Below are 25,265 nucleotides of genomic sequence, written 5' to 3' on the forward strand. Positions count from 1 at the left end.
CCTGATCAGGCCGGCGCGGCCATCGCCTCGGCGCAGGCCATGGCGCTGGCCCAGGCCCACTGGAAGTTGTAGCCGCCCAGCCAGCCGGTCACGTCGACCACCTCGCCGATGAAGTACAGGCCGGGGTGCAGGCGGCTCTCCATCGTCTGCGAGCTGAGGTCGCGGGTGTCGACCCCGCCGGCCATCACCTCGGCCTTGGCCCAGCCCTCGGTGCCACTGGGCGTGAGGGTCCAGTGCTGCAGGCTGTCGGCCAGGCGGCGCAGCGTGGCGTCGGGCACCTGCGGCATCGGCGTGTCGGCGGCGATGCCCTGCAACGCCAGCCAGGTGTCGGCCAGGCGCTGGGTCAGCAGCGCAGCCAGTTCGTTGCCCAGCTGGCGGCGCGACTGCCGCTTGAGCTGCTGCAGGGTCTCGAACAGGTCGGTGCCGGGCAGCAGGTCGATCTGGAGGGGCTGGCCAGGGCGCCAGAAGCTGGAGATCTGCAGCACCGCCGGGCCGCTGAGGCCGCGGTGGGTGAACAGCAGGTCTTCGAGAAAACTCACCGTGTTCGAGCGCTTGCCCTTGCCTGGCACGGCGGTGGAGATGGCCACCGGTCGCGCGATGCCCGCCAGCGGCACGAAGGGTGCCCAGCTGGCGGCGTCGAAGGTCAAGGGCACCAGCGCCTCGCGCGGCGCCACCAGGCGGTGGCCCAGGCGCTCGGCCAGGCGCAGGCCCCAGTCGCTGGCGCCGATCTTGGGCACCGGCAGGCCGCCGGTGGCCACGACCACCTGGCGGGCCAGCACATCGCCGCGGTCGGTGCGGGCGCGCCAGGCGCCGTCCAGCGGCTCCACGGCCTGCACTGCGCAGGGCTGCCAGCGCTCGACGCCGCCCGCCGCGCATTCGCGCAGCAGCAGCTCGATGATGTCCTGCGCCGAGTGGTCGCAGAACAGCTGGCCCTTGTGCTTCTCGTGGAAGGCGATGCCGTGGCGCTGCACCAGCGCGATGAACTCGGATGCCGGGTAGCGCGCCAGCGCTGAGCGGCAGAAGTGCGGGTTCTCGGACAGGTAGTTCGCCGGCCCGGCCTCGCGGTTGGTGAAGTTGCAGCGGCCGCCGCCGGAGATGCGGATCTTCTCGGCCAGCTTGGGCGCGTGGTCGACCAGCAGCACCTTCAGGCCGCGCTGGCCGGCCTGGGCGGCGCAGAACAGGCCCGCAGCGCCGGCGCCGATGACCAGCGCATCGAGCGCGGCGCTCAAGCCGTCAGGCCCTTCCAGAGCATGTAGCTGGCCAGGCCGTAGAGCAGCACCGCAAAGACCCGCTTGAGCTGCGCCACGTTCATCGCGTGGCTGGCGCGCGCGCCCAGCGGCGCCATGGTCACGCTGGCGCTGGCAATCACCAGCAAGGCCGGCAGGTAGAGGTGGCCCAGCGCACCGGGCAGCGCCGGCGGCAGGTTCCAGCCGCCCACCACATAGCCCACGGTGTTGGCCAGTGCGATCGGAAAGCCCAGCGCCGCGCTGGTGCCCACCGCCTGGTGGATTGGCACGTTGCACCAGGTCATGAAGGGCACGCTGACAAAGGCGCCGCCGGCACCGACCAGACCCGACAGGAAGCCGATGCCGGTGCCGGCCGCGCCCTGGCCCGGCGGCCCGGGCATCTGGCGGCTGGGCTTGGGCTGTCGGTTGCGCAGCATCTGCGTGGCCGAGAAGCCCACGAAGAGCGCGAAGCACAGCGCCAGCGCCTGCCCCTTGATCAGCGCGAACGCGCCGGCGCCGGCCAGCAGGCCGCCGGCCACGATGCCCGGTGCCATGCCGCGCACCAGGTCCCAGCGCACCGAGCCCTTCTTGTGGTGGGCGCGCACGCTGGAGATGGAGGTGAACATGATCGTGGCCATCGAGGTGGCGATGGCCATCTTCACCGACACGTCGGCCGGCACGCCGCGCTGGCCCAGGATGAAGGTCATGAACGGCACCATCATCATGCCGCCGCCCACCCCCAGCAGGCCGGCCAGGAACCCGGCCACCAGGCCCAGGGCCAGCAGCTCGGCGATCAAGGTCAGGGACAGATCCATCAACGGTCCAGCAGTTGCGTCACCACCGCCCACTCGGCGGCGCTGACCGGGGTGATCGACAGGCGGCTGCCCTTGCGCAGCAGCTCCATCGTGGCCAGGCGCGGTTCGGCGCGCAGCTCGGCCAGCGTCAGCAGCCGGGTCTTGCGCACGAAGCGCACGTCCACATGCACCCAGCGTGGCGCCTCGGGCGTGGCCTTGGCATCAAAGTACGGGCTGGCGGGGTCGAACTGCGTGGCGTCGGGGTAGGGTGCGCTGGCCACCTCGGCCAGGCCGGCGATGCCCGGCTCGGCGCAGGAGGAGTGGTAGTACAGCACGCCATCGCCCGGGCGCATCGCGTCGCGCATGAAGTTGCGCGCCTGGTAGTTGCGCACGCCGGTCCAGGGCACGGACTGGCCGGGGCGGCGCGCGAGATCGTCGATCGAGCACTCGTCGGGCTCGATCTTCATCAGCCAGCAGGATGGCATGGGGGCGGGGCGTGGGAGGAAAGGTGTCCACCACCAACCGTGGGCCGCATTCCTGAACCCAGGGGATTCAGGTGGGCGAGGTCAGCACGGCGTCGGGTTCATCTGACGCGAGACGATCACACCTGCCGAGCGATGTTCCAAGCCCTGGCTCGCGAGAGCATCGGTTCAAGGAAATATAAAACCCACGCGGAGGTGGCGGACGGCTTGATTCTAGGCCTTGGTCGGCCGCTGCGTGGCCGAGAAGCCCGTGAATTTCAGAGCAATTGCCCGTCGTGGCCCAGCGAGCCGTCGATGCGCTCGATCAGGCGCTGCACCACGGTCTCGTCGAGCGAGGCACCGCTGGCGTCTGACGGGGCTGCGGCGGCCGGGCGGGCGGTCGGCTTCTCGGCCAGGCGGTAGGCCAGGTTCAGCGCGGCCAGCACGGCCATGCGCTCGCGCGCCTTGACCCGGCCGGCGTCGCGGATCGCGCTCATCTCCTGGTCGACGGTGGCGACGGCCTGCTGCAGCAGCGCCTCGCCGCCCTCCGGGCAGCCCAGCAGGTAGCTCTGGCCGAGGATGGTGACTTCGATCTGCTTCATTCGCCGGCCTCGCGGGTCGGGGCCGGGTCGGCGGGCAGGCGCTCGAGCAAGGCGTCGATGCGCGCACGCGCCGCTGCCAGGCGCGACTTCAGGCTGTCACGCTCGCTGGTCGTGGCCTTGAGCTGCTGTTCGAGCAGCTCGTTCGTGCGCTGCAGCTCCTCGTGGCGCAGCACGAGTCGCTCGATGCGTTCGGCGAGATCCGGCAGACGGGACATGGGCCGTGGAACCTTGTCTGAAGCGGCGTGACCCTCATTGTAGAGGGGCCGACGCCACAGGCTGTGGCGGAGGTGGCCGCAGGCGCTTGATCTCGCGCGCCAGGTCGATCACGGCCATGGCGTAGTAGCTGGACCAGTTGTAGCGCGTGACCACCCAGAAATTGCGCGTGCCGGCCACGTAGCTGGGGGCGGCATCGCCGTTCTGCAGTTCGACCAGGGCCAGCGGGCCGGCGTGGGCGCGGGCCGTCTCGTCGAGCACCGCGCCCAGCTCGGTCATGCGCTGGGCGCTGAAGCTGGGCTGGATGTCGGGTGCCAGCAGCGTGGCGCGGGCGCTGGTGTCGGTGGGCGCCTGCACGCCGTAGTGGGTGGGCAGGCCTTTCTCCCAGCCGAACTCGGCAAAGTAGCGGGCGACACTGCTGACCACATCGGCGGGGTTGTGCTCCAGGTCGATGCGGCCGTCGCCGTCGCCGTCGATCGCGTAACGACGGATGCTGCTGGGCATGAACTGCGGCAGCCCGATCGCACCAGCGTAGCTGCCCTTGACGCTGGTGGGATCGCGCTGCTCGGCGTGGCACCAGGTCAGGAAGGCGGCCAGCTCGTCGCGGTAGAAGCCGCTGCGGTCGGAGCGGCCGCTGGGGAAGTCCAGGCTCAGCGTGGCCAGGGCATCCAGCACCCGGAAGTTGCCCCGGATGCGGCCGTAATAGGTTTCGATGCCGACGATGGCCACCACCATCTCCGGCGGCACGCCCCAGCGCGCTTCGGCCTGGGACAGCCAGCGTTCGTTGGCCTGCCAGAAGCGCAGGCCCTCGGTCGCGCGGGCGGCATCGACCATGCGGGCCCGGTAGGCCGACCAGTTCTTCGCCGTGCCCGCCGGCGGCGGCATCACCAGGCGCGTGATGCTGGCCTGGAAGCGTGCCTGGGCCAGCGCACGCAGCACCCAGTCGGGGTCCAGCCCCTGGGCGGCGGCGATCGCCCGGCCCAGGGCCTGGGCGTCCTCGCGTCCCGCATAGCTGACCGCGGTAGCGGGTGGCGGGGAGGCGGCGCGCTGGGTGCGGTGGGGCGCTGCCTGGGCGGCCCAGGTGAACAGCAGCGCGGCGGCAGGCAGGAGCGGGGACCAGGACATGGGCGGGATTATCGGGAGCTGGGGTCAGGCAGGGCCACGGCCCGCCGGGCCTGGCGCAGGCGGCGCTGCCAATCGCGCCAGGACGCACGGGGCTGCGGCGTCCCCGCCACGGCGGGGGCGTAGCGCCAGGCCTGCAGGGCGTCGAGCTGCGCCACCAGTGGTGCTGCGGACGCGCCGTGCCGCTGCTGCAGCTGCCGGGCCATGGCCGCGGGGCTCATGGTGTCGTCGGCCACCACGTCCAGCCGGTCCAGTTCCTGGATCAGCCAGGCCTGCAGCCGTTGCCAGGGCGTGCGGCGGCGCCGGTCCAGCCAGACCCACACCGCGCCTGCCGTGGCCGCCAGGGCCATCAGCACCGCCAGCGCGCGGCCCAGCGTGGCCATGTCTGGCGTCTCGAACCCCAGGTCCTCCAGCAGCCGGTACTGTTCCTGGCGGCCATAGCCCAGCACCCATTGATTCCAGCGGTTGTCCAGCGCCTCGGCCCATTGGCGCAGGACCAGGCTCAGGCCAGGACTGACCGTGTCCAGCGTGCCGGCCACCAGGCCGGTCGGGGCGGGCAGGGCGCGGCCACGCTCGATGCGCTCGGGTGCGACCGCGGCGGTGGGGTCGACGCGCAGCCAGCCCTGGCCCTCGACCCAGATCTCGGCCCAGGCGTGGGCGTTGCTTTGGCGGACCACCAGGTAGCCGTCCACCGGCTGGGGGTCGCTGCCCTGGTAGCCGGTGACGATGCGCGCGGGCACGCCCAGTGCGCGCATCGCCACCACGAAGGCCGAGGCATAGTGTTCGCAGAAGCCGGCGCGGCGGTCGAACCAGAACTCGTCGACCACGTCGCCCTCGTAGGGGCCGGGCGACAGCGTGTAGCGGAAGGGCTGTTCGCGCACATGGCGCAGCACCGTCTGCGCCCAGGCGAGCGGGCCGGCCTGCTGCAGGCTGGGCGAGGTGTCCAGCAGCGACTGGGCCCAGGCCCGCATGCGCGGGTGCGCGCCCGGTGCCAGCGACAGCAGCACGCGGCGCTCGCCGCGGCCCAGGTCGCCGCTCAGCCGGCCCTGCGGCCAGGCGCGTGCCTGCAGGCGCAGCCGCGCGCTGGTGGGCACGTTCAGGCTCCACTGCAGGCCCGGCTCCTGGCGCAGCTCGTTGGACAGCTCGGGGGGCAGGCCGGCGGGGGCATTGGGCGTCAGCTCCAGCAGGGGCAGCGAGCGCGTGCGGCCAGGCTCGATCGTGATCTCGTAGCCCAGTCCGGGGCCCTCGGCGCTCACGGTGGACGAGCGGCTCGACTCGCCCAGGCCCGGCGCGGTGCGCCAGCGTCGGCCATCCTGGCGCACCAGCACCGGCCCCCGCAGGTACAGCGACGCGGCCGGCGGCGGCCGACCCTCGAAGCGCAGGCGCAGCGCCACGCTGTCGTCCAGCGCCAGCTCGGCCACGTCGCCCGGCTGCATGCTGTCGGACAGGCCGGTGACCGCGCCGTCGCCGGGCACCGACCACAGCGGCGCCAGGCGCGGGAACAGCAGGAACAGCGCCAGCATCACCGGTGTGCCCCAGGCGGTGGCGCGCAGGGCCAGGCCGGCAGCCGACGCCAGCGTCGGCCGACCGGCCGGCATGTGGGCCAGGGTGAGCACCGTCAGCCAGCCCCACACCGCCAAGGCCATGGCCGCCGCCAGGGCCAGCGACTGCGAATACAGGAAATTCGTCAGCACGACGAAGAAGCCCAGGAAGAACAGCAGCATCGCGTCGCGCTGGGCGCGCATCTCCAGCGTCTTCAGGGCCATCAGCGAGACCAGCAGCAGCACCCCCGCGTCGCGGCTGACCAGGGTGCGCTGGCTCTGCCAGGTCAGCACGCCCAGCAGCAACAGCAGCGCCAGCAGCACCCAGCGCCGGGGCAGTGGCGCCTGGCGCGCCGCCAGCCAGCCGCGCCAGAGCAGCACGCCCACGCACAGCACGGCCAGCCACAGCGGCTGGCGCCACAGGTGGGGCATCACCGTCCAGCCGATCAGGCCCAGCAGCAGCCAGGTGTCGCGGGTGTCGCGTGGCAATGGCGTCATCCGCGGTACTCCGCCAGCAGGCGCAGACCCTGCTCCAGGTGCACGGCGCCAACGCTGACCGGGCATTCGCGGCCGCCAGCGCGCAGACCCCAGGGGCGTTGGCTGCGTTCGCAGGCCAGGGCCCAGGCGGTGAGGCGCGACAGCCGGGCTTCGATGCCCGCGCCGGGCGTGTCGGCCAGATCCAGCCACAGCGGCGGTGCCTGCGGCTCGCTGCCCTCGCGGCTGACCCATTCGCCACTGTGCGCCAGCTTCTTCCAGGCGATGCGGCGCGGGCTGTCGCCACGGCGCCAGGGTCGCACGCCGTCGAACTCCCCCTGCTCGGCGCGGCGCCGCTCGCCGCTGTCGTCGCTGGCACCCGCGGCGATCGGCAGCGGCGGCTCGGGCTGCTCGGGCGCGGGCCAGACGCAGACCTGGCCGGCGGGCCGCCACAGCGACCAGGCACGGAACAGGCCGAAGGGGAATCGGCTTTCGATGCGCAGCAGCGGCAGCGGGTGCAGGCCGCGCTGGGGGCAGGCCAGGGTCAGGGTCAGCGCCGACTGGCCCTGGGCGCCAATCTCCGCCCAGGCCAGCGCGGCCGCCCCCGCATCCGGCTGCAGGCCCAGGCCCACGCCGTGGCGCTCGCGACCAGGATTGGCGATCTGCAGTTCCAGCGCGCTGGCCTGCCCGGCGTGGCAGGCGGCTACCGGGCGCAGGTGCAGGCTCAGGCCGCGCAGGCTGGCGTGGGTGATGTGCATCGACGCCAGCGCCGCACCCGCCAGCAGGAAGGTCAGCGCATAGCCCAGGTTCAGCTGGTAGTTGATCGAGCCGATCAGCAGCAGCAGCAGCATGACGATGAAGGCCAGCCCCGCGCGTGTGGGCACGATGTAGATGTTGCGCTGGTTCAGCTCATGGCGCTCGCTGGCCCGGTGCCGCGCATGCCAGGCCTGGCGCAGGCGCTGTCGCAAGCCGATCAAGGCAGCGGCACCGCCTGCAGCATCGCGCGGACCTGCTCACGCCGACCGCGGCCCGCGCCCGACACCGGCTGCAGGCGGTGGGCAATGGCCTGCGGCAGCACCGCCTGCAGGTCATCCGGGGTGACGTGGTCGCGGCCCACCAGCAGCGCCCGGGCGCGCGCCACGCGCAGCACGCCGATGCCGGCGCGCGGCGACAGGCCATCGACGAACCAGCGGCCCGAGCGGGTGGCGGCGATCAGCGCCTGCAGGTAGTCCAGCAGCGGCTCGGACACATGGACCTGGCCGACCGCGGCCATGGCCTGCAGCAGCTCCTCAGGACCGAGCACCGGCTTCAGGCGGGCCAGCAGCTCGCGCCGGTCCTCGCCCGCCAGCAGGGCGCGCTCGGCCCGGGCGTCCGGGTAGCCCAGGCTGATGCACATCAGGAAGCGGTCGAGCTGGCTTTCCGGCAGCGGGTAGGTGCCCAGCTGCTCGCCGGGGTTCTGGGTGGCGATGACGAAGAAAGGCCGGGGCAAGGCACGGGTGGCACCATCGACACTGACCTGGTGCTCTTCCATGGCCTCGAGCAGCGCGCTCTGCGTCTTCGGACCGGCGCGGTTGATCTCGTCGGCCAGCAGCACTTGGGCGAACACCGGCCCCGGATGGAACACGAAACGCTCGTTGCTGCGCTCGAACACGCTGACGCCGATCAGGTCGCTGGGCATCAGGTCGGCGGTGAACTGCACGCGCGAGAACTGCAGGCCCAGCGAGATCGCCAGTGCATGCGCCAGTGTGGTCTTGCCCACACCGGGCAGGTCCTCCACCAGCAGGTGGCCGCCGGCCAGCAGGCAGGCCAGGCAGTCGTCCACCTGGGTCGGTTTGCCGACGACGATCGTGCTAATCTGACCCTTGAGTTGGGTCAATCGTTCGGTCCAGCGTGCGCTCATCATGGAGGCACGATAGCTCACAACCAGAGGAAGACAAATGCCGTCGCCTGTGCGGGGGCATGACGCCATGACCACGGCCTTTTTCACCCACCCCGACTGCCGCCGCCACGACATGGGCAACGGCCACCCCGAGTGCCCTCAGCGTCTGGACGCCATCGAGGACCACCTGCTCTCCACCGGTCTGGACATCGCGCTCACGCGCATGGATCCGCCGCTGGCCAGCCACTCCGACCTGATGCTGGCCCACTCCGAGGGCTACCTGCTGGAGCTCGACGAGTTCATGAAGCAGGCCACCGAGACGGGTGAACACCGTGCGCTGGACCCGGACACGCTGGTGTGCCCGCACACCTGGCAGGCCGCGCTCAGAGCGGCCGGTGCCGCGGTGGCCGCCACCGACACGGTGCTGGACGGCCGCGCCGAGAACGCCTTCTGCGCGATCCGCCCGCCGGGCCACCACGCGACGCGCTCGCAGAGCATGGGCTTCTGCTTCTTCAACAACGTGGCCATCGCCGCCCGGCATGCGGTGGACGTGCGCGGCCTGGAGCGGGTGGCGATCATCGATTTCGATGTGCACCACGGCAACGGCACCGAGGACATCGTCGCCGGCGACGACCGCATCCTGATGGTGAGCTTCTTCCAGGACCAGCTCTACCCGTTCAGCGGTGGCGTGCCGATGGGCGAGAACATGCTCAACGTGCCGATCCCGGCCTACACCCGCGGCGGCGAGATCCGCGAGATCATCGAAGCCAACTGGATGCCGCGCCTGGAGACCTTCAAGCCGCAGATGATCTTCATCTCGGCCGGCTTTGACGCCCACCGCGAGGACGACCTGGGCCAGCTCGGGCTGGTCGAGGCCGACTACGAATGGATCACCCGCCGCCTGAAGGATGTCGCGCAGCGGCACTGCCAGGGCCGCATCGTCTCGTGCCTGGAAGGCGGCTACACGCTGAGTTCGCTGGCGCGCAGCGTGGCGGCGCATCTGCGGGCCCTGGCCGACGTGTGACGTGACGGGCCGGGTGACAATCCGGCGATGACCACGGATGCCGCCCCCAGCCTGCAGGAATTTCTCAACGCGCTGACCCACCCGAGCGCAGCGCTCGAGCTGGCGGTGATTGCCGGCTGCCTGGGCCTGGCCTGGGCCCTGGTGCGCCTGCTGCACGGCGCCGCGGCCAGCGCTGCACCCTCGGTGCTGTTCGGCCGCCGGCTGGTCGATGGTCTGTTGTTCCCGGTGCTGGCCCTGGGCCTGGCGCTGGCAGCGCGACGTGCGCTGGTGGCGGCCGACGTGCACGTGGCGGTGTTCAAGATCGTCATCCCGGTGCTGGTGGCCTTCGCGGTGATCCGGCTGGCGGTGCGGGTGCTGGAAGCGGCCTTTCCCACGTCGCGCGTGGTGCGGGTGATCGAGCGCTCGATCTCGTGGCTGGTCTGGGCCGGCATGGTGGGCTGGGTCACCGGCCTGCTGCCCGAACTGCTGTCGGCCATGGAGGAGATCCACTGGAAGATGGGCGGCTCCACCGTGTCGCTGCGCACGCTGGTGGAGGGCACGGTCAGCGCGGGCGTGGTGCTGATCGTGGCGCTGTGGATCTCGGCGGCGATCGAGGCGCGGCTGCTCAGCGGCGCCAGTGGCGAGAACCTGTCGCTGCGCAAGGTGGTGGCCAACACCGTGCGCGCGCTGCTGGTGTTCGTGGGCCTGCTGGTGGGCCTGACCGCGGTGGGGATCGACCTGACCGCGCTGTCGGTGCTGGGCGGCGCGATGGGCGTGGGCATCGGCCTGGGCTTGCAGAAGCTGGCGGCCAACTATGTGTCGGGCTTCGTGATCCTCACCGAGCGCTCGCTGCGCATTGGCGACACCGTGCGGGTGGACAACTTCGAGGGCCGCATCACCGACATCGCGATGCGCTACACCGTGATCCGCTCACCCGGCGGTCGCGAGGCCATCGTGCCCAACGAGATGCTGATCACCCAGCGGGTGGAGAACTCCTCGCTGGCCGACCCGCAGGTGCTGCTGCAGACCACGGTGCCCGTGGCCTACGGCACCGATCTGGATGCGCTGTTCCCGCAGATCGTGGCGGCGGTGACGCAGGTGCCGCGGGTGATGGCCGAGCCGGCCCCGGTGGTGCACCTGTCGGCCTTCGCGGCCGACGGGCTGGAGCTGACGGTGAACTTCTGGATCACCGACCTGGAGAACGGCGCCGGCGGCGTGCGCTCGGGCGTCAACCTGGCGATCCTGGCGCTGCTGTCCCGCCTGGGCGTGGAGATCCCTTACCCGCAGCGGGTGATCCGCCAGGCCTGAAAGACGCAGGCCCCGCGGTGCGGGGCCTGTGTCGGGGTGCGGGGCAGGGGGTCAGGCCACCGCCACCGGGATCTTGCCGATCTTGGCCTGCCAGGTCTTCGGGCCTTCGATGTGGGCGCTGGTGCCGCCGGCATCCACCGCCACGGTGACCGGCATGTCGACCACGTCGAACTCGTAGATGGCTTCCATGCCCAGGTCGGCAAAGCCCACCACCTTGGCGGCCTTGATCGCCTTGGACACCAGGTAGGCGCTGCCGCCCACCGCCATCAGGTAGGCCGACTGGTGCTTCTTGATGGCCTCGATGGCCACCGGGCCGCGCTCGGCCTTGCCCACCATCGCGATCAGGCCGGTCTGGGCCAGCATCATCTCGGTGAACTTGTCCATGCGGGTGGCGGTGGTGGGGCCGGCCGGGCCGACCACCTCGTCGCGCACCGGATCGACCGGGCCGACGTAGTAGATGACGCGGTTGGTGAAGTCCACCGGCAGCGGCTCGCCCTTGGCCAGCATGTCCTGGATGCGCTTGTGGGCGGCGTCGCGGCCGGTGAGCATCTTGCCGTTGAGCAGCAGGGTGTCGCCGGGCTTCCAGCTGGCCACCTCGGCCGGGGTCAGGGTGTTCAGGTCCACCCGGCGCGACTTGTTGTAGTCGGGCGCCCAGCTGACATCCGGCCACAGGTCCAGGCTCGGCGGCTCCATGTAGGCCGGGCCCGAGCCATCCAGCACGAAGTGGCCGTGGCGGGTGGCGGCACAGTTCGGAATCATCGCGATCGGCTTGCTGGCGGCGTGCGTGGGGTAGGTCTTGATCTTGACGTCCAGCACCGTGGTCAGGCCGCCCAGGCCCTGGGCGCCGATGCCCAGTGCGTTGACCTTCTCATAGAGCTCGATGCGCAGTTCCTCGAGCTTGTTCTGCGGGCCGCGGGCCAGCAGCTCGTACATGTCGATGTCGTCCATCAGCGACTCCTTGGCCAGGAGCGCCGCCTTCTCGGCCGTGCCGCCGACGCCGATGCCCAGGATGCCCGGCGGGCACCAGCCGGCACCCATCGTGGGCACGGTCTTCAGCACCCAGTCGACGATGTTGTCGCTGGGGTTGAGCATGTAGACCTTGGACTTGTTCTCGGAGCCGCCACCCTTGGCCGCGACGATCACGTCGACGGTGTTGCCCGGCACCACCTCCATGAAGACCACCGCCGGCGTGTTGTCCTTGGTGTTCTTGCGCTCGAAGATGGGGTCGGACAGCACCGAGGCGCGCAGCCGGTTGTCCGGGTGGTTGTAGGCACGGCGCACGCCCTCGTCGACGGCGTCCTGGATCGAGCCGCTGAAGCCTTCCCAGCGCACATCCATGCCGATCTTCAGGAAGACGTTGACGATGCCGGTGTCCTGGCAGATGGGTCGCTTGCCCTCGGCGCACATGCGCGAGTTGGTCAGGATCTGGGCGATCGCGTCCTTGGCGGCGGCGGATTCCTCGCGCTCGTAGGCGCGGGCCAGGTGGGCGATGTAGTCGGCCGGGTGGTAGTAGCTGATGTACTGCAGCGCGGCGGCGACGCTCTCGACGAGGTCGGCGTACTTGATCGTGGTGGACATGGCGTTCGGGCGGTGATGGCCGGAGCCGTCCAGTGTAGTCACCGGACTGTCACCAGCCTTGCAAGAGGGTTCAGTGCGGCGGATGGCTGGCGCGGCTGCTGTCCTGCAGCAGCTTGTCGGCATAGGCCAGCGCCAGGGCCGACAGCAGGAAGGCCACGTGGATCGCGATCTGCGCCAGCACCACGCGGTCGGTGATCTTGTCGGCGTTGATGAAGGTCTTGAGCAGGTGGATCGAGCTGATGCCGATCAGCGCCATGCCCAGCTTGACCTTCAGCACCGAGGCGTTGACGTGGCTCAGCCATTCCGGCTCGTCGGGGTGGCCTTCGAGCTTCATGCGGCTGACGAAGGTGTCGTAGCCGCCGACGATGACCATGATCAGCAGGTTGGAGATCATCACCACGTCGATCATGCCCAGCAGCACCAGCATGATGATGGTCTCGTTCAGGCCCTTGATCTCGTCCATGCCCACCGGCTTGCCGTCGGCCGACAGGATCGGGTTGGCCTTGTAGCCCAGGCTTTCGACCAGGATCTGCAGCGCATGCTGGTTGCCGAAGGCGGCCTCCACCAGGTGTGTCAGTTCGAGACAGAAGTTGTAGACGTACACGCCTTGCGCGACGATCAGCCCGAAGTACAGCGGCAACTGCAGCCAGCGACTGGCGAAGATCAGGTTGGCCAGCGGGTTAAGGCGCGGGCGGTCGGTGTTGTTGTGTGATGCCATGGTGCGGGCCGTGGAGCAGGGAGCGGCGATTCTAGGACAGCACCCCCGGGCTTCGACGGGGTATCGGCGCCCCCAGGTGCACACTAGACTTTCAACTGCACCCATGCTGTGCGCCGGCATCCGGCTGGCGCGGCGGGCGAGCGCACCAGAGTAAGGCGGTCGTCAGACGGCCAGACGACCATTCGCCCAGGACGCACATGGTGTGCAACGCATCAATCCGAGCTTCGAGGAGACATTCGATGAGCGAAGAACTCAAGGTCTATGCACCGCCGGCCGATTTCGCGGCCCAGGCCCACGTCAGCGGCATGGCTGCCTATGAGGCCCTGTGCAAGGAAGCCGAGACCGACTACGAAGGCTACTGGGGCCGCCTGGCCAAGGAGCTGATCAGCTGGAAGACGCCGTTCACCAAGGTGCTCAACGAGGCTGAGGCACCGTTCTTCAAGTGGTTCGAGGACGGCACCCTGAACGCCTCCTACAACTGCCTGGACCGCAACGTCGAGCGCGGCCTGGGCGACAAGACCGCGATCATCTTCGAAGCCGACGGCGGCGAAGTCACCAAGGTCAGCTACAGCGAACTGCTGGCCAAGACCTGCCAGATCGCCAACGGCCTGAAGAGCCTGGGCATCAAGAAGGGCGACCGGGTGATGATCTACATCGCCATGTCGGTCGACGGCGTGGCCGCCATGCAGGCCTGCGCACGCATCGGCGCCACCCACTCGGTGGTGTTCGGCGGATTCTCGGCCCAGTCGCTGCGTGACCGCATCGAGGACACCGGCGCCAAGGCCATCATCACCGCCGACTGCCAGGTGCGCGGCGGCAAGCAACTGCCGCTGAAGGCCATCGTCGACGAGGCCCTTGGCCTGGGCGGCTGTGACTCGATCCAGAAGGTGCTGGTGGTCAAGCGCGGCGACGCCAAGTGCGCGATGACCGCCGGCCGCGACCAGTGGATGGACGATCTGGTGTCGGGCCTGCCCACCACCTGCGAGCCCGAGTGGGTCGAGGCCGAGCACCCGCTGTTCCTGCTCTATACCTCCGGCTCCACCGGCAAGCCCAAGGGCGTGCAGCACAGCACCGGCGGCTACCTGCTGCATGCAGCACTCACCACCAAGTGGACCTTCGACCTCAAGGCCGATGACGTCTTCTGGTGCACGGCCGACATCGGCTGGGTCACCGGCCACACCTACATCACCTACGGCCCGCTGGCCCTGGGCGGCACCGAGATCGTCTTCGAGGGCGTGCCCACCTACCCGGATGCCGGCCGCTTCTGGAAGATGATCCAGGACCACAAGGTCTCGATCTTCTACACCGCGCCCACGGCCATCCGCTCGCTGATCAAGGCCGCCGAGGCCAATGACGCGGTGCACCCGAAGAGCTACGACCTGTCCAGCCTGCGCCTGCTGGGCTCGGTGGGCGAGCCGATCAACCCGGCCGCTTGGGAGTGGTACCACCAGCACGTGGGCGGCGGCCGCTGCCCGATCGTCGACACCTTCTGGCAGACCGAGACCGGCGGCCACATGATCACCCCGCTGCCGGGCGCCACGCCGCTGGTGCCGGGCTCGTGCACGCTGCCCTTCCCGGGCATCCAGTTCGCGGTGGTCGACGAGGTCGGCAACGACCTGCCCTGGGGCAAGGGCGGCATCCTGGTCTGCAAGAAGCCCTGGCCGTCGATGATCCGCACCATCTGGGGCGACCCGGAGCGCTTCAAGAAGTCCTACTACCCGGAAGACTTCAAGGGCAAGTACTACCTGGCGGGCGACGGTGCCATCCGTGACGAGAAGACCGGCTACTTCACCATCACCGGCCGCATCGACGACGTGCTGAACGTCTCGGGCCACCGCATGGGCACGATGGAGATCGAGTCGGCGCTGGTCAGCTGCACCGAACTGGTGGCCGAGGCCGCCGTGGTCGGCCGTCCGGACGACACCACCGGCGAGGCGATCTGCGCCTTCGTGGTGCTCAAGCGTCCCCGCCCCACCGGCGACGAAGCCAAGGCGATCGCCAAGCAGCTGCGCGACCACGTGGGCAAGGAGATCGGCCCGATCGCCAAGCCCAAGGACATCCGCTTCGGCGACAACCTGCCCAAGACCCGCTCGGGCAAGATCATGCGCCGCCTGCTGCGCTCGCTGGCCAAGGGCGAAGCCATCACCCAGGACACCTCCACCCTGGAGAATCCCGCCATCCTCGATCAGTTGGGCGAGAACAACTGATCGAGCGGCGCGCAGCGCCGGCCGCCGTGAGGCGGCATGCGGGGTTCGGGGCCTGCTTATGTCGCGCAGCGACGTGAGCGGGCACCACAATCCGCCATCCTCGATCAGTTGGGCGAGAACAACTGATCGAGCGGCGCGCAGCGCCGGCCGCCGTGAGGCGGCATGCGGGATTCGGGGCCTGCTCATGTCGCGCAGCGACGTGAGCCGGCACCACAATTGGGCATCCTCGAACAGTTGGGCGAGAACAACTGATCGCCGCCAAGCGGCGAAGGACGAAGGGGCGCCTCAGCGCCCCTTTCTCATCTCCGCGCCACAGTTCGCTCAGTTCAGCAATTGCTCCAGGGCCCATTGCAGTGCCCGGGCGTCGCTGCTGGCCCGGTGGCGGGTGATGCCCAGCGCCTGGAAGGCCTGCTGGCGCAGCGCGCCCAGGTCGGGCAGGCGCCGATCGTCCAGCAGTTGCGCCACCGGCGCCACCCGGTAGCGCAGTGGCACCCCGGCCTCGTCATGCAGCTTGTGCAGCCAGGGCATGTCGTTGCCCCAGGCGTCGGTGTAGACCGTCAGACCGTCCAGGTCCTGGTTGAGCTGTCGGGCCACCTCGGCCGGCGAGCGGCCATGGCGTTCCAGTGTCTCGCGCGCAATGCCGTGCACGGTCTGCGCCTGGGTGTCCCAGTGCTGCCAGTCCTCGGCCGGGATGACCAGCGAGCACCAGCCGCGACCGTCATGGCGGACGTAGCCCACCTCGATCGGGTAGCTTCCGCGGCCGAAGCCGGAGGCCTCGACGTCGATCACGCACGGCGCAGTGGTGCTGTTCATCAGGCGCGACGATAACCGCTGCGCGTCGGCGATGGGCAAGAAAAAGCCCCGCGGAGCGGGGCTGTTCGGATCGGCTGCGGCGCGGGCCGCGCCCGATCACTTCTGGGACAGGACCCAGGCGGCCAGGGTCTTGGCCTCGTCCGGGGTGACCTGGTTGGGAGGCATCGGGACCTGGCCCCAGGTGCCCACGCCGCCCTTCTGGATCTTCTCGGCCAGCTTGGCAGCGGCGGTCTTGTCGCCCGCGTACTTGGCCGCCACCTCCTTGTAGGACGGGCCAACGACCTTCTTGTCGACCGCGTGGCAGGCCAGGCAGTTCTTCTTCTGCGCCAGTTCCTGGTTGGCGAAGGCGGGGGCGGTCACGGCCACCGCGGCGATCAGGGCGAACAGAGCTTTCATGGGTTCCTTCCTAAGAGGGGTGGACACAAACAAGATACAGTGCCACAACGGATTCTAAGGAGTTCGGTTGACGGCGGGCAGGCGCTGTCGCATCCGTGTTTCACAGGAGTTACCCCATGGCCTTCATCGTGATCGGCGTCCTGATGTTGCTGCTGCACTTTGCCGGCATCGGGCCGACCGCGGCCTGGGACCCGTTCTCGCTGACGGGTTTTGCCAAGTTCTCGGTGCCTTTTCTGCTGGCGCTGGCCTGGTGGGCCTGGGCCGACGGCACCGGCCTGACCAAGCGCCGCGAGATGGACCGCGAGCTCGAGAAGCAGAAGGAGCGCCGCAAGCGCCACATCGAGGCGATGGGCCTGGGCCCCGACCAGCGCAGCAGCAGCTTCCGGCGGCGCTGAGCGCCGCCGGGCCGGTCAGTCTTCCAGCTTGGACAGGTCGCGCACCGCGCCCTTGTCGGCCGAGGTGGCCAGCAGCGCGTAGGCCTTCAGCGCGGCCGACACCTTGCGCGGCCGCGGCTGCGCCGGCTTCCAGCCCTGGGCATCCTGGGCAGCGCGGCGGCGGGCCAGTTCGTCATCGTCGACCAGCAGGCTGATCGAGCGGTTCGGGATGTCGATGCGGATGCGGTCGCCATTCTTCACCAGACCGATCGTGCCGCCGGCCGCCGCTTCGGGCGAGCAGTGGCCGATCGACAGCCCCGAGGTGCCGCCCGAGAAGCGGCCGTCGGTCAGCAGCGCGCAGGCCTTGCCCAGGCCCTTGGACTTGATGTAGCTGGTCGGGTAGAGCATTTCCTGCATGCCCGGGCCGCCCTTGGGGCCCTCGTAGCGCACCACCACCACATCACCCGCCTTCACCTGGTCGGCCAGGATGTGCTCGACGGCCTCGTCCTGGCTCTCGACCACGTGGGCCGGGCCCTCGAAAACCAGCAGGCTGTCGTCGACGCCGGCGGTCTTCACCACGCAGCCGTCCAGGGCAATGTTGCCGCGCAACACCGCCAGGCCGCCTTCCTTGCTGAAGGCGTGCTCGTACGAGCGGATGCAGCCTTCGGCACGGTCCAGATCCAGGCTGGGCCAGCGGGTGGCCTGGCTGAAGGCCACCTGCGTGGGGATGCCGGCCGGACCGGCCCTGTAGAAGGTCTGGACCGCCTCGTCCTGGGTGCGGCGGATGTCCCACTGGGCCAGCGCGTCGCCCATCGTGGGGGCGTGCACGGTGGGAGCGTCGGTGTGCAGCTTGCCGGCGCGCTCGAGCTCGCCCAGGATGGCCATGATGCCGCCGGCGCGGTGCACGTCCTCGATGTGGTACTTGTTGGTGTTGGGCGCCACCTTGCACAACTGCGGCACATCCCGCGAGAGGCGGTCGATGTCGGCCATGTCGAAATCGATGCCGGCCTCCTGGGCGGCGGCCAGGATGTGCAGGATGGTGTTGGTCGAGCCACCCATCGCGATGTCCAGCGTCATCGCGTTCTCGAAGGCCTTCTTGCCGATGCTGCGCGGCAGCACCCGTTCATCGCCGCCCTCGTAGTAGCGCTGGCACAGCTCCACGGCCAGGCGGCCGGCGCGCTTGAACAGCTGCTCGCGGTCGGCGTGGGTGGCCACCACGGTGCCATTGCCGGGCAGCGACAGGCCCAGCGCCTCGGTCAGGCAGTTCATCGAGTTGGCGGTGAACATGCCCGAGCAGGAGCCGCAGGTCGGGCAGGCCGAGCGTTCGACCTCGGCCACCTCGGCGTCGCTGACCTTGCTGTCGGCGGCCATGACCATGGCGTCGATCAGGTCGAGCTTCTTGATCTGGATGGTCGAGGTGCCGGGCACCGCCAGCTTGACCTTGCCGGCCTCCATCGGGCCGCCGCTGACGAAGACCACCGGGATGTTCAGCCGCATCGCGGCCATCAGCATGCCCGGGGTGATCTTGTCGCAGTTGGAGATGCACACCAGCGCGTCGGCGCAGTGGGCGTTGACCATGTACTCGACCGAGTCGGCGATGATGTCGCGGCTGGGCAGCGAGTACAGCATGCCGTCGTGGCCCATCGCGATACCATCGTCCACCGCAATGGTGTTGAACTCCTTGGCCACGCCGCCGACGGCCTCGATCTCGCGCGCCACCAGCTGGCCCAGGTCCTTCAGGTGCACGTGGCCGGGCACGAACTGCGTGAAGCTGTTGGCGATGGCGATGATGGGCTTGCTGAAGTCCTCGTCCTTCATGCCCGTGGCGCGCCACAGCGAGCGGGCACCCGCCATGTTGCGGCCGGCGGTGGAGGTCTTGGAGCGGTAGGCGGGCATCGGCGGAACCTTGACAGGGTTGGAAAGCAGGAACCCGCCATTTTCGCCCAGCCGGGGCCGATATGATCCCTGCCCATGCTGACGCATCCGCAATTCAACCCGATCGCCCTGGACCTGACCGGGCTGGGCCTGCCGCTGCAGGTCCACTGGTATGGCATCACTTACCTCGTGGCCTTTGGCCTGTTCCTGTGGCTGGCCACGCTGCGCACCCGGCTGCCCTGGTTCGCCGAGGAGGGCTGGACGCGCCGCGATGTCGAGGACCTGCTGTTCTTCGGCGTGGTCGGCGTGGTGGTGGGCGGGCGACTGGGCTATGTGCTGTTCTACAAGCCGGGCTGGTATGGCACGCACCCGCTGGAGGTGTTCGCGATCTGGAAGGGCGGCATGTCCTTCCACGGCGGCATGCTGGGCGTGGCGGTGGCGATGGCGGTGTTCGCCTGGCGCCGCCAGCTGGGGTTCCTGGCCGTGATGGACCTGGTCGCCCCCTGCGTGCCCACCGGTCTGGCCAGCGGCCGCATCGGCAACTTCATCAATGGCGAGTTGTGGGGCCGCGCCGCCGACCCCGGCCTGCCCTGGGCCATGGTGTTTCCGCAATCGGGACTGGAGATCGCCCGCCACCCGTCGCAGCTCTACCAGTTCGCGCTGGAGGGCCTGCTGCTGTTCGTCGTGCTGTGGCTCTACAGCCGGCGCCAGCGCCCGCTGGGCCGGGTGACGGCCATGTTCCTGATCGGCTACGGCGTGCTGCGCTTCGTCGCCGAGTATTTCCGCGAACCCGATGACTTCCTGGGCACCCTGGCGCTGAACCTGAGCATGGGCCAGTGGCTGAGCCTGCCGATGGTGGCGGGCGGTCTGGCGCTGTGGGTCTGGGCGGGCCGCCACAAGCGCGCGGAGGCCATGGCATGAGGCAGATCTTCCTGGACACCGAGACCACCGGCCTGTCGCCCGAGAGCGGCGACCGCATCGTCGAGCTGGCCTGCGTGGAGATGGACAACCGGCGCCTGACCGGCCGCCACCTGCACTGCTACTTCAACCCCCAGCGCCCGGTGCCGGAAGAGGCCACCCGGGTGCACGGCCTGACCGATGCGTTCCTGGCCGACAAGCCGCTCTTCGCGTCGGCCGTGGACGAGTTGCTGGCGTTCGTGGCCGGGGCCGAGGTGATCATCCACAACGCGCCCTTCGACCTGGGTTTCCTGGACGAGGAACTGCGCCGCCTGGGCCGCCCGGTGTTCCGCCAGGCGGTGGCGCAGATCACCGACTCGCTGGTGATGGCGCGCGAGATGTTCCCCGGCAAGGCCAACTCGCTGGATGCGCTGTGCCGCCGGCTGGAGGTGGACAACTCGGGCCGCACCTTCCACGGCGCCTTGCTGGATGCCGAGCTGCTGGCCGACGTCTACATCAACATGACCCGTGGGCAGGGCTCGCTGGTCATCGATGCCGGCGGCGACAGCAGCGCTGCCGCCACCCTGGCGCTGGCCCAGATCGACCTGTCCGCGATGGCCCTGCCGACGCTGGAGCCGGACGAGGACGAAGCCCGGGCGCACGAGGCCGTGCTGACCGAACTCGACAAGGCCAGCGGCGGCAAGACCCTGTGGCGCCAGCTTGTGGCATAATCAAAGGCTTTTCCGGGTCTTGGCCTTCAGCAGAAGGCCAGAAGACATCAGAAAATGCCCGGCTTGGGCGGTTAGCTCAGCGGTAGAGCACTGCCTTCACACGGCAGGGGTCGCAGGTTCGAACCCTGCACCGCCCACCAAGCCCCGCATGCCCTGAACCGGGCGGTTAGCTCAGCGGTAGAGCACTGCCTTCACACGGCAGGGGTCGCAGGTTCGAACCCTGCACCGCCCACCACGGTCCCAGCGACGCCACCCTTGCGGTGGCGTTGTGCTTTGCGGGCTGCATAGCAGCCTTCGCGCGCCGGCATCGCTGGCATCGCGTGGCCGGGCGATCATCCACCCCATGACGCAGATCCTGTCCATCACCGCCCCGATCTACCTGCTGATGGCGGTGGGTTTCCTGTCGGTGCGCAGCGGCTGGCTGGAGGCGGGCGTGATGCGTGCGGTGGGCCTGTTCGTGATCCGCGTGGCGCTGCCGGCGCTGCTGTTCCAGATCGTCACCTCGCGGCCACTGGCCGAGATGCTGCAGTGGCGTTTCCTGCTGGCCTACGGGGGCGGTTCGGTCCTGAGCTTTGCGCTGGGCTGGTGGTGGGCGCGTCGCCGCGAGCCGTCGATGCGCGCGTTGATGGGCGCCGGCATGTCCTGCTCGAACACCGGTTTCGTCGGCACCCCGGTGCTGATGACCTGGATGGGGGCGGCGGCAGCCCCCGCGCTGGCGCTGGTCTTCCTGGTCGAGAACCTGGTGGTGCTGCCGCTGCTGTTCGTGCTGGCCGAGCCGGCGTCGAACCGCTCGCGGGCCTGGCAGCGCCTGCGCGACGCCCTGGCACCGCTGGCCCGCCAGCCGATGCTGTTGGCGATCGTCGGCGGGCTGCTGTGGTCGGCGCTGGGCCTGACGATGCCGCCGCCGCTGGCGCGCTCGATCGATCTGCTGGGCCGGGCCGCTGCCGGGGCCGCGCTGGTGGTCATCGGTGGTGCGCTGGCCGGCCTGCACAAGGGCCACCTCGACAAGGACCTGCTGGTGGTGGCGCTGGGCAAATTGGTGGGTCACCCGCTGGCGGTGGCGCTGTGCATGCTGCCGCTGCTGCCGGCCGGCGACCCGCTGCGCGCCGCCGGCATCGTGGCGGCGGCTGCGCCGATGCTGAGCATCTACCCGATGCTGGCGCAGCGCCACGGCCACGAGGGGTTCTGCGCCGCCGCCCTGCTGCTGGCCACCGCCAGTTCCTTCCTCAGCCTGAGCGGCGTGCTCTGGCTGCTGAGTTGACACCGATTGACGCCGCTCATGCCAGCGCGTACCGTGCGCGCGGTTGAATATCAGGAGTTGCTGATGAAATCCGTCCGCGCCACCGTGCTGGCCTTGGCCCTGACCACCCTGGCGGGTCTGGCCGCCGCCCAGGACAAGGTGGTCTACCACATCAGCGACACCGCCACCCAGGCGCTGGCCGGCCTGCGCAATGTGCGCAACCACCTCGACACCGACCCGTCCGCACAGATCACCGTCGTCGCCCACGCCAACGGTGTGGACTTCCTGATGGAGGGCGCCAAGGACCGCAACGACACCGAGTACGAGCCGCTGGTCGCCGGTCTGAAGAACCGCGGCGTGAAGTTCGAGGTCTGCGAGATCACGCTGAAGAACCGCAACCTGAAGAAGGAGCAGTTCATCCAGGAGGCCGACTTCACGCCCAGTGGCGTGGTGCGCATCACCAAGCTGCAGCTGCAGGGCTGGGCCTACCTGAAGCCCTGAAGGGCCGCGCTAAGGCTCAGCGGCGGCGCAGCAGCCGCACGTGCATCGGGCGCACGAAATGCGCGCCCTGCGGGCCGCAGTGCGGCTCGAACCGCTGGCGCACCGCGGCGATCAGCTCGGGCGTCAGCCGGTGGTCGGCGAAACTGGGGCGCATCATGCGTTGCTCGAAGCTGTCGAAGTCGGGGTAGGCCACGGCCTGGGCGAAGCGGTGTTCGCTGACCGCGGTGAAGCGCCCGCGGGCCAGTGCGCGGTCCAGTGCCGCCTGGGCCGCCGCACGCACCACGCCCTCGTCGTTGAACAGCCGGATCAGCGCATTGAGGGCACCGGCGTAGATCGGCTCGGACACGTAGAACCAGCCGCCGGGTCGCAGCACCCGGGCCACCTCGTCCAGTGCGGTGTCCAGCTCGTCCAGCGGCACGTGGTGCAAGGATTTCAGCATCAGCACGCCGTCGGCCCAGCCGTCGGGCAAGGGCATCGCGGCGGCGCTGGCCTCGATGAAGTGCAGGCCCGGGCAGAGCGGTTCACTGCGGTTGCGCGCCAGTTGCACCCGGTCCACCTCAAGGGCTGCGCATTCCAGGCCGTCCACCTGCTGCAGCAGCTGCCGCAGCAGCCGCGCAGGGCCACAGCCGACCTCGACGAGGCGGCAGCCCGCCAGCGGCACGAGCGAGGCCAGCAGCCTGTCCTCCTGGTCGATCAGGGGCAACTGGTCGGCCGCAGCGTCGTCAGCGTTCATGTCGGAGCAGGCGCCTCAGTTCAGCGGCACGGCGCCGACCAGGTTGCGCTTTTCCAGTGTCCACTGGTGCAGCGAGCCGTCGTAGAGGCTGGCGCGGCTGTTGCCCAGCAACTCGGAGAGCACGAACCACGGGCCCGACGACAGGTGGCCGCTGTTGCAGTAGGTGATGGCCGGTGCGGCGGGGTCGATGCCCTGGGCGCTCATCAGGCCCTTGTAGGTCGCCGGGCTCATGAAGCTCACCACGCCGTTGGCCGACTTCAGCAGCAGGTCCGGGCTGTACAGACGGGCGCCCTCCAGGTGGCCATAGGCGAACACATAGTCGCGCTTGGACAGGCCGTGGTACTGGCGGGCGTCGCGCGCGTCGACCAGCGTGGCCGACTTGCCGGCGATGGCCTTGGCCACATCGTCTGACGTGGCGAAATAGCGGCCGCTGCGATCGTCCGTGGCCTTCCAGTTGCCGCTGCGGGGTGCCGCGGCCTCGGTGCTGACGGCGCGGCCGTCCAGCGCCCACTGGGCGATGCCGCCGTCGAGCACGGCGATCTGGTCCTCGCCATAGACCTTGAACTGCCAGTAGACACGCAGCGCGTCGTCCACGTCGGCGGCCTCGGTGCCCAGCGGCACCAGCACGATCGGCTTGCCAGCGTCGATGCCCGCGGCCTGCACCGCCTTCTCGAAACCCTCCTTCTCGGGAATCATGTACTTGACCATCTGCTCGCCGATGCGGCGCTCGACGCGCATGGTCTTCATGTCGATCAGGCGCGAGCCGGGCACGTGACCGCCGGCCTCGACCACGGTCTTCCTGCCGGCCTTGTCGGTCTCGATCTCGGGGGCACTGGTGTAGGTCTTGGGGTTGGAGCGGACGTCAACCACCTGGACTTTGTCGAGGTTGTCGGCCAGCCAGGCCGGGGTGACCAGCGGACCGGGCAGCACGCCGGCCTGGGCCCATTGAAGACCCAGGGCCAGCGCGGCGGCGGCCAGGATGCGGGTGAGGCGCTTCATCAGTTGTCTCCTGGGGTGGGCGGGGGTATCCCCGCGAGTCGGGAAAGGGTGTGGGCGAGGTCGATCCGCTGCTCGGTGAGCACGTCGTGGCGGCGGTCCTCGAAGAAGTCGTCGGCATCGCGGCGCAGCAGGTGTCGCGCCACCACGGCGTCACGGCGGCGCAGCAGGGCCTTCAGGCCGCGGCGGTGGATCCAGACCATCGCGCCCAGCCACCGCGCCACGGGGGCCAGACGGCCGGTGGTGCGAGGGGCGAAGCGGTCGATGTCGGCCGACAGGGCGGGTGCCCACTGCCATGTCTCGCCGGTCACCCAGCGATTGGTCGTGAACCAGCGCAGGGGCCATCCGCGGTCGTCCAGCGACAGGCCGGCGAGGTGGCTGAAGCGGCCATCCGGCCGCCGAGTGAAGAGATGGAAGTGGCCATGCTCCGCCGCCGGGCAGCGGCTGGAGCCGTGCAGGTGGTAGTAGAACTGCGAGCGGTTGTCGGCATCGATCACGTCGCCACGGGGGTAGTGGCGCAGTGACTCGACCCGGCCGGCGCCGGCCAGTGCCGCCTGTGCCAGTCCCAGGCCGCGCCGGGCCAGTGCGAACTGCACGGCCACCAGTTCGGCGGCGGCGTCGGCAGGGGTGGCCCGGGCAGAAGTCATGGGGCGGGCAGGGCAGGGCGGCTCAGCCCTTCTTGGGGGCGCAGGGATTGGCCGGGCCGCAAGGGTTGTCGCCCGACTTCTTGCGCTTCCTGGCCGGGCCGCAGGGGTTGCTGGGGCCGCAAGGATTGGCCGCCTTGGCTGGCGCGGCGGACGAGGCGGACGAGGCGGCCGCCTTGGGCGCAGGCGCCGTGTCGGCCGCGCGGGCGGCCGGGGCCACCAGGCCGGCGGCCAGCATCAGCGCGGGAAGGGTTTGGGCAAGGGTCTTTCGACGCGACATGGGCACTCCTGGCGGGGATGAAAGGCGGGATTCGGGGGTCAGGTCCGGGTGAGTTCGTCGTCGGCGCCGGCCACCGCCTGTTCGGCGCTGACCGGGCCGCGGCCGCGGCGCTCCAGCCGGCCGCCGACGACGAAGACCGCCACCAGCGCGGCGGCCAGCAGGCCCAGCATCGCCAGGTCGGGCAGCCCGAAGGCATCGGCGAAGGTGTCGCCGCTGGGCAGTTCGCCCCAGCGGGTCAGCGATTCCAGCGAGGGGCCCCAGGCGGCGGCGAAGCCGAAGGTGCCCAGCACCAGGCCGGCAATGAAGAGCAGGGCATCGGCGCGGCCGGAGAACAGGCCCACGACCGAGGTGCCTGGGCAGTAGCCGCCCACCGCAAAGCCAATGCCGACCAGTGCGCCACCCACCGCGGCCGCGCCCAGGTAGGCGGCGGGCACGTACAGCGCATCCTCGGCCAGCAGCCCGGTGATGCGCAGCAGCCACAGGCCCGCAGCGGCCACGACGATGGCGGTGAACATCACCTTGAAGACCGACCAGTCGTTCAGGCGGAACTGGGCGGTGAGCTTGCAGGGACTGCCGAAGCCGGCCCGCTCCAGCACCACCCCGAAGGCCAGACCACAGACCAGACCGGACCACATGCCGGCATCGTTCAGCGGCAGCAT

The 25,265-nt window shown here is 70.0% G+C and carries 27 protein-coding genes and 2 tRNA genes; 10 read left to right on the forward strand and 19 right to left on the reverse strand.

The annotated features are described in order from the left end of the window. Positions 1-5: 5 nt before the first annotated feature. The 9 genes from KAK07_RS16165 to KAK07_RS16205 form a co-directional block, all read right to left on the reverse strand. A complete protein-coding gene (locus tag KAK07_RS16165; RefSeq protein WP_210853761.1) occupies positions 6-1,229 on the reverse strand; it encodes a BaiN/RdsA family NAD(P)/FAD-dependent oxidoreductase in 1,224 nt (407 codons plus the stop codon). Next, a complete protein-coding gene (locus KAK07_RS16170; RefSeq protein ID WP_210853762.1) occupies positions 1,226-2,041 on the reverse strand; it encodes a sulfite exporter TauE/SafE family protein in 816 nt (271 codons plus the stop codon). Before KAK07_RS16170 ends, KAK07_RS16165 begins: the two co-directional genes overlap by 4 nt. Then, complete coding sequence (locus tag KAK07_RS16175) at positions 2,041-2,487, reverse strand: EVE domain-containing protein (RefSeq protein ID WP_210853763.1); 447 nt, start codon at positions 2,485-2,487, stop codon at positions 2,041-2,043. Before KAK07_RS16175 ends, KAK07_RS16170 begins: the two co-directional genes overlap by 1 nt. Positions 2,488-2,759: 272 nt before the next feature. Further along, the gene (locus KAK07_RS16180) at positions 2,760-3,083 is read right to left on the reverse strand and encodes a cell division protein ZapA (protein ID WP_210861864.1); all 324 of its coding nucleotides are present in this window, start codon (positions 3,081-3,083) and stop codon (positions 2,760-2,762) included. Beyond that, complete coding sequence (locus KAK07_RS16185) at positions 3,080-3,298, reverse strand: DUF904 domain-containing protein (protein WP_210853765.1); 219 nt, start codon at positions 3,296-3,298, stop codon at positions 3,080-3,082. The genes KAK07_RS16180 and KAK07_RS16185 overlap by 4 nt, the downstream gene beginning before the upstream one ends. Before the next feature lie 34 nt (positions 3,299-3,332). After that, on the reverse strand, positions 3,333-4,421 hold the full coding sequence (gene mltB / locus KAK07_RS16190; RefSeq protein WP_210861865.1) for a lytic murein transglycosylase B: 1,089 nt from the start codon (positions 4,419-4,421) through the stop codon (positions 3,333-3,335). Positions 4,422-4,429: 8 nt separating this feature from the next. Further along, the gene (locus KAK07_RS16195) at positions 4,430-6,457 is read right to left on the reverse strand and encodes a transglutaminase TgpA family protein (protein WP_210861867.1); all 2,028 of its coding nucleotides are present in this window, start codon (positions 6,455-6,457) and stop codon (positions 4,430-4,432) included. Beyond that, positions 6,454-7,410: a DUF58 domain-containing protein gene (locus KAK07_RS25820; RefSeq protein WP_210861869.1), complete on the reverse strand. Its 957-nt coding sequence runs from the start codon at positions 7,408-7,410 to the stop codon at positions 6,454-6,456. The genes KAK07_RS16195 and KAK07_RS25820 overlap by 4 nt, the downstream gene beginning before the upstream one ends. After that, the gene (locus KAK07_RS16205) at positions 7,407-8,333 is read right to left on the reverse strand and encodes an AAA family ATPase (protein WP_210861877.1); all 927 of its coding nucleotides are present in this window, start codon (positions 8,331-8,333) and stop codon (positions 7,407-7,409) included. The genes KAK07_RS25820 and KAK07_RS16205 overlap by 4 nt, the downstream gene beginning before the upstream one ends. Positions 8,334-8,400: 67 nt before the next feature. Between KAK07_RS16205 and KAK07_RS16210 the strand changes: the two genes are divergently transcribed. Together KAK07_RS16210 and KAK07_RS16215 are read left to right on the forward strand one after the other, a co-directional pair. Continuing rightward, on the forward strand, positions 8,401-9,336 hold the full coding sequence (locus KAK07_RS16210; RefSeq protein ID WP_210861879.1) for a histone deacetylase family protein: 936 nt from the start codon (positions 8,401-8,403) through the stop codon (positions 9,334-9,336). A gap of 27 nt (positions 9,337-9,363) precedes the next feature. Continuing rightward, entirely contained in the window at positions 9,364-10,623 is a 1,260-nt protein-coding gene (locus tag KAK07_RS16215; protein WP_210861895.1) for a mechanosensitive ion channel family protein, read from the forward strand. Positions 10,624-10,674: 51 nt separating this feature from the next. Here the strand turns inward: KAK07_RS16215 and KAK07_RS16220 are convergent, their stop codons facing one another. Next, entirely contained in the window at positions 10,675-12,201 is a 1,527-nt protein-coding gene (locus KAK07_RS16220) for a fumarate hydratase (RefSeq protein WP_210861897.1), read from the reverse strand. Between the two features lie 70 nt (positions 12,202-12,271). Further along, the gene (locus tag KAK07_RS16225) at positions 12,272-12,919 is read right to left on the reverse strand and encodes a YqhA family protein (RefSeq protein ID WP_210853772.1); all 648 of its coding nucleotides are present in this window, start codon (positions 12,917-12,919) and stop codon (positions 12,272-12,274) included. Between the two features lie 239 nt (positions 12,920-13,158). Here KAK07_RS16225 and acs point away from each other — a divergent pair, with 239 nt between their 5' ends. Further along, on the forward strand, positions 13,159-15,126 hold the full coding sequence (gene acs, locus KAK07_RS16230) for an acetate--CoA ligase (RefSeq protein ID WP_210853773.1): 1,968 nt from the start codon (positions 13,159-13,161) through the stop codon (positions 15,124-15,126). A gap of 321 nt (positions 15,127-15,447) precedes the next feature. Here the strand turns inward: acs and KAK07_RS16235 are convergent, their stop codons facing one another. Continuing rightward, positions 15,448-15,939: a 3'-5' exonuclease gene (locus KAK07_RS16235; protein ID WP_210853774.1), complete on the reverse strand. Its 492-nt coding sequence runs from the start codon at positions 15,937-15,939 to the stop codon at positions 15,448-15,450. Positions 15,940-16,035: 96 nt separating this feature from the next. Further along, positions 16,036-16,335 carry a c-type cytochrome gene (locus tag KAK07_RS16240; protein ID WP_210853775.1) on the reverse strand — a complete coding sequence of 100 codons (300 nt, stop codon included), beginning with the start codon at positions 16,333-16,335 and terminating at the stop codon, positions 16,036-16,038. Positions 16,336-16,451: 116 nt separating this feature from the next. Between KAK07_RS16240 and KAK07_RS16245 the strand changes: the two genes are divergently transcribed. Then, positions 16,452-16,730 carry a TIGR04438 family Trp-rich protein gene (locus KAK07_RS16245; protein ID WP_210853776.1) on the forward strand — a complete coding sequence of 93 codons (279 nt, stop codon included), beginning with the start codon at positions 16,452-16,454 and terminating at the stop codon, positions 16,728-16,730. 15 nt (positions 16,731-16,745) lie between these two features. Here the strand turns inward: KAK07_RS16245 and ilvD are convergent, their stop codons facing one another. Beyond that, complete coding sequence (ilvD, locus tag KAK07_RS16250; protein ID WP_210861898.1) at positions 16,746-18,605, reverse strand: dihydroxy-acid dehydratase; 1,860 nt, start codon at positions 18,603-18,605, stop codon at positions 16,746-16,748. Between the two features lie 75 nt (positions 18,606-18,680). Between ilvD and lgt the strand changes: the two genes are divergently transcribed. The 6 genes from lgt to KAK07_RS16280 all read left to right on the forward strand — a co-directional run bounded on the left by lgt (position 18,681) and on the right by KAK07_RS16280 (position 21,953). Further along, entirely contained in the window at positions 18,681-19,505 is an 825-nt protein-coding gene (gene lgt / locus KAK07_RS16255) for a prolipoprotein diacylglyceryl transferase (protein WP_210861900.1), read from the forward strand. Then, positions 19,502-20,212: a DNA polymerase III subunit epsilon gene (gene dnaQ / locus KAK07_RS16260; protein ID WP_210853778.1), complete on the forward strand. Its 711-nt coding sequence runs from the start codon at positions 19,502-19,504 to the stop codon at positions 20,210-20,212. The genes lgt and dnaQ overlap by 4 nt, the downstream gene beginning before the upstream one ends. Before the next feature lie 65 nt (positions 20,213-20,277). Then, a tRNA-Val gene (locus tag KAK07_RS16265) sits at positions 20,278-20,352 on the forward strand. Positions 20,353-20,372: 20 nt separating this feature from the next. Beyond that, a tRNA-Val gene (locus tag KAK07_RS16270) sits at positions 20,373-20,447 on the forward strand. A gap of 108 nt (positions 20,448-20,555) precedes the next feature. Next, on the forward strand, positions 20,556-21,473 hold the full coding sequence (locus KAK07_RS16275) for an AEC family transporter (RefSeq protein ID WP_210861902.1): 918 nt from the start codon (positions 20,556-20,558) through the stop codon (positions 21,471-21,473). 63 nt (positions 21,474-21,536) lie between these two features. Then, positions 21,537-21,953 (forward strand): DsrE family protein, encoded by a 417-nt coding sequence (locus tag KAK07_RS16280; RefSeq protein ID WP_210853780.1) that lies wholly within the window; start codon positions 21,537-21,539, stop codon positions 21,951-21,953. 16 nt (positions 21,954-21,969) lie between these two features. Here the strand turns inward: KAK07_RS16280 and KAK07_RS16285 are convergent, their stop codons facing one another. The 5 genes from KAK07_RS16285 to KAK07_RS16305 are packed head-to-tail and all read right to left on the reverse strand — an operon-like array spanning position 21,970 to position 25,265. Continuing rightward, positions 21,970-22,686 carry a class I SAM-dependent methyltransferase gene (locus tag KAK07_RS16285; RefSeq protein WP_210861904.1) on the reverse strand — a complete coding sequence of 239 codons (717 nt, stop codon included), beginning with the start codon at positions 22,684-22,686 and terminating at the stop codon, positions 21,970-21,972. A 15-nt stretch (positions 22,687-22,701) separates the two neighbouring features. Further along, complete coding sequence (locus tag KAK07_RS16290; RefSeq protein ID WP_210861906.1) at positions 22,702-23,685, reverse strand: sulfurtransferase; 984 nt, start codon at positions 23,683-23,685, stop codon at positions 22,702-22,704. Next, the gene (locus tag KAK07_RS16295; RefSeq protein WP_210861908.1) at positions 23,685-24,329 is read right to left on the reverse strand and encodes a DUF6969 family protein; all 645 of its coding nucleotides are present in this window, start codon (positions 24,327-24,329) and stop codon (positions 23,685-23,687) included. Before KAK07_RS16295 ends, KAK07_RS16290 begins: the two co-directional genes overlap by 1 nt. 22 nt (positions 24,330-24,351) lie before the next feature. Continuing rightward, the gene (locus KAK07_RS16300) at positions 24,352-24,606 is read right to left on the reverse strand and encodes a hypothetical protein (RefSeq protein ID WP_210861910.1); all 255 of its coding nucleotides are present in this window, start codon (positions 24,604-24,606) and stop codon (positions 24,352-24,354) included. Between the two features lie 38 nt (positions 24,607-24,644). Then, complete coding sequence (locus KAK07_RS16305) at positions 24,645-25,265, reverse strand: DUF6691 family protein (protein ID WP_210861912.1); 621 nt, start codon at positions 25,263-25,265, stop codon at positions 24,645-24,647.

This window comes from Ideonella alba, assembly GCF_018069875.1.
Lineage (GTDB): Bacteria > Pseudomonadota > Gammaproteobacteria > Burkholderiales > Burkholderiaceae_C > Ideonella > Ideonella alba.

Excerpts from the sequence above, each read along its gene's own strand:
- KAK07_RS16170 (WP_210853762.1), bottom strand. The coding sequence starts at position 2,041 with ATGGATCTGTCCCTGACCTTGATCGCCGAGCTGCTGGCCCTGGGCCTG.
- KAK07_RS16175 (WP_210853763.1), bottom strand. The coding sequence starts at position 2,487 with ATGAAGATCGAGCCCGACGAGTGCTCGATCGACGATCTCGCGCGCCGC.
- KAK07_RS16180 (WP_210861864.1), bottom strand. The coding sequence starts at position 3,083 with ATGAAGCAGATCGAAGTCACCATCCTCGGCCAGAGCTACCTGCTGGGC.
- KAK07_RS16185 (WP_210853765.1), bottom strand. The coding sequence starts at position 3,298 with ATGTCCCGTCTGCCGGATCTCGCCGAACGCATCGAGCGACTCGTGCTG.
- mltB (WP_210861865.1), bottom strand. The coding sequence starts at position 4,421 with ATGTCCTGGTCCCCGCTCCTGCCTGCCGCCGCGCTGCTGTTCACCTGG.
- KAK07_RS16195 (WP_210861867.1), bottom strand. The coding sequence starts at position 6,457 with ATGACGCCATTGCCACGCGACACCCGCGACACCTGGCTGCTGCTGGGC.
- KAK07_RS16205 (WP_210861877.1), bottom strand. The coding sequence starts at position 8,333 with ATGAGCGCACGCTGGACCGAACGATTGACCCAACTCAAGGGTCAGATT.
- KAK07_RS16210 (WP_210861879.1), top strand. The coding sequence starts at position 8,401 with ATGACCACGGCCTTTTTCACCCACCCCGACTGCCGCCGCCACGACATG.
- KAK07_RS16215 (WP_210861895.1), top strand. The coding sequence starts at position 9,364 with ATGACCACGGATGCCGCCCCCAGCCTGCAGGAATTTCTCAACGCGCTG.
- KAK07_RS16220 (WP_210861897.1), bottom strand. The coding sequence starts at position 12,201 with ATGTCCACCACGATCAAGTACGCCGACCTCGTCGAGAGCGTCGCCGCC.
- KAK07_RS16225 (WP_210853772.1), bottom strand. The coding sequence starts at position 12,919 with ATGGCATCACACAACAACACCGACCGCCCGCGCCTTAACCCGCTGGCC.
- acs (WP_210853773.1), top strand. The coding sequence starts at position 13,159 with ATGAGCGAAGAACTCAAGGTCTATGCACCGCCGGCCGATTTCGCGGCC.
- KAK07_RS16235 (WP_210853774.1), bottom strand. The coding sequence starts at position 15,939 with ATGAACAGCACCACTGCGCCGTGCGTGATCGACGTCGAGGCCTCCGGC.
- KAK07_RS16240 (WP_210853775.1), bottom strand. The coding sequence starts at position 16,335 with ATGAAAGCTCTGTTCGCCCTGATCGCCGCGGTGGCCGTGACCGCCCCC.
- KAK07_RS16245 (WP_210853776.1), top strand. The coding sequence starts at position 16,452 with ATGGCCTTCATCGTGATCGGCGTCCTGATGTTGCTGCTGCACTTTGCC.
- ilvD (WP_210861898.1), bottom strand. The coding sequence starts at position 18,605 with ATGCCCGCCTACCGCTCCAAGACCTCCACCGCCGGCCGCAACATGGCG.
- lgt (WP_210861900.1), top strand. The coding sequence starts at position 18,681 with ATGCTGACGCATCCGCAATTCAACCCGATCGCCCTGGACCTGACCGGG.
- dnaQ (WP_210853778.1), top strand. The coding sequence starts at position 19,502 with ATGAGGCAGATCTTCCTGGACACCGAGACCACCGGCCTGTCGCCCGAG.
- KAK07_RS16275 (WP_210861902.1), top strand. The coding sequence starts at position 20,556 with ATGACGCAGATCCTGTCCATCACCGCCCCGATCTACCTGCTGATGGCG.
- KAK07_RS16280 (WP_210853780.1), top strand. The coding sequence starts at position 21,537 with ATGAAATCCGTCCGCGCCACCGTGCTGGCCTTGGCCCTGACCACCCTG.
- KAK07_RS16285 (WP_210861904.1), bottom strand. The coding sequence starts at position 22,686 with ATGAACGCTGACGACGCTGCGGCCGACCAGTTGCCCCTGATCGACCAG.
- KAK07_RS16290 (WP_210861906.1), bottom strand. The coding sequence starts at position 23,685 with ATGAAGCGCCTCACCCGCATCCTGGCCGCCGCCGCGCTGGCCCTGGGT.
- KAK07_RS16295 (WP_210861908.1), bottom strand. The coding sequence starts at position 24,329 with ATGACTTCTGCCCGGGCCACCCCTGCCGACGCCGCCGCCGAACTGGTG.
- KAK07_RS16300 (WP_210861910.1), bottom strand. The coding sequence starts at position 24,606 with ATGTCGCGTCGAAAGACCCTTGCCCAAACCCTTCCCGCGCTGATGCTG.
- KAK07_RS16305 (WP_210861912.1), bottom strand. The coding sequence starts at position 25,265 with ATGCTGCCGCTGAACGATGCCGGCATGTGGTCCGGTCTGGTCTGTGGT.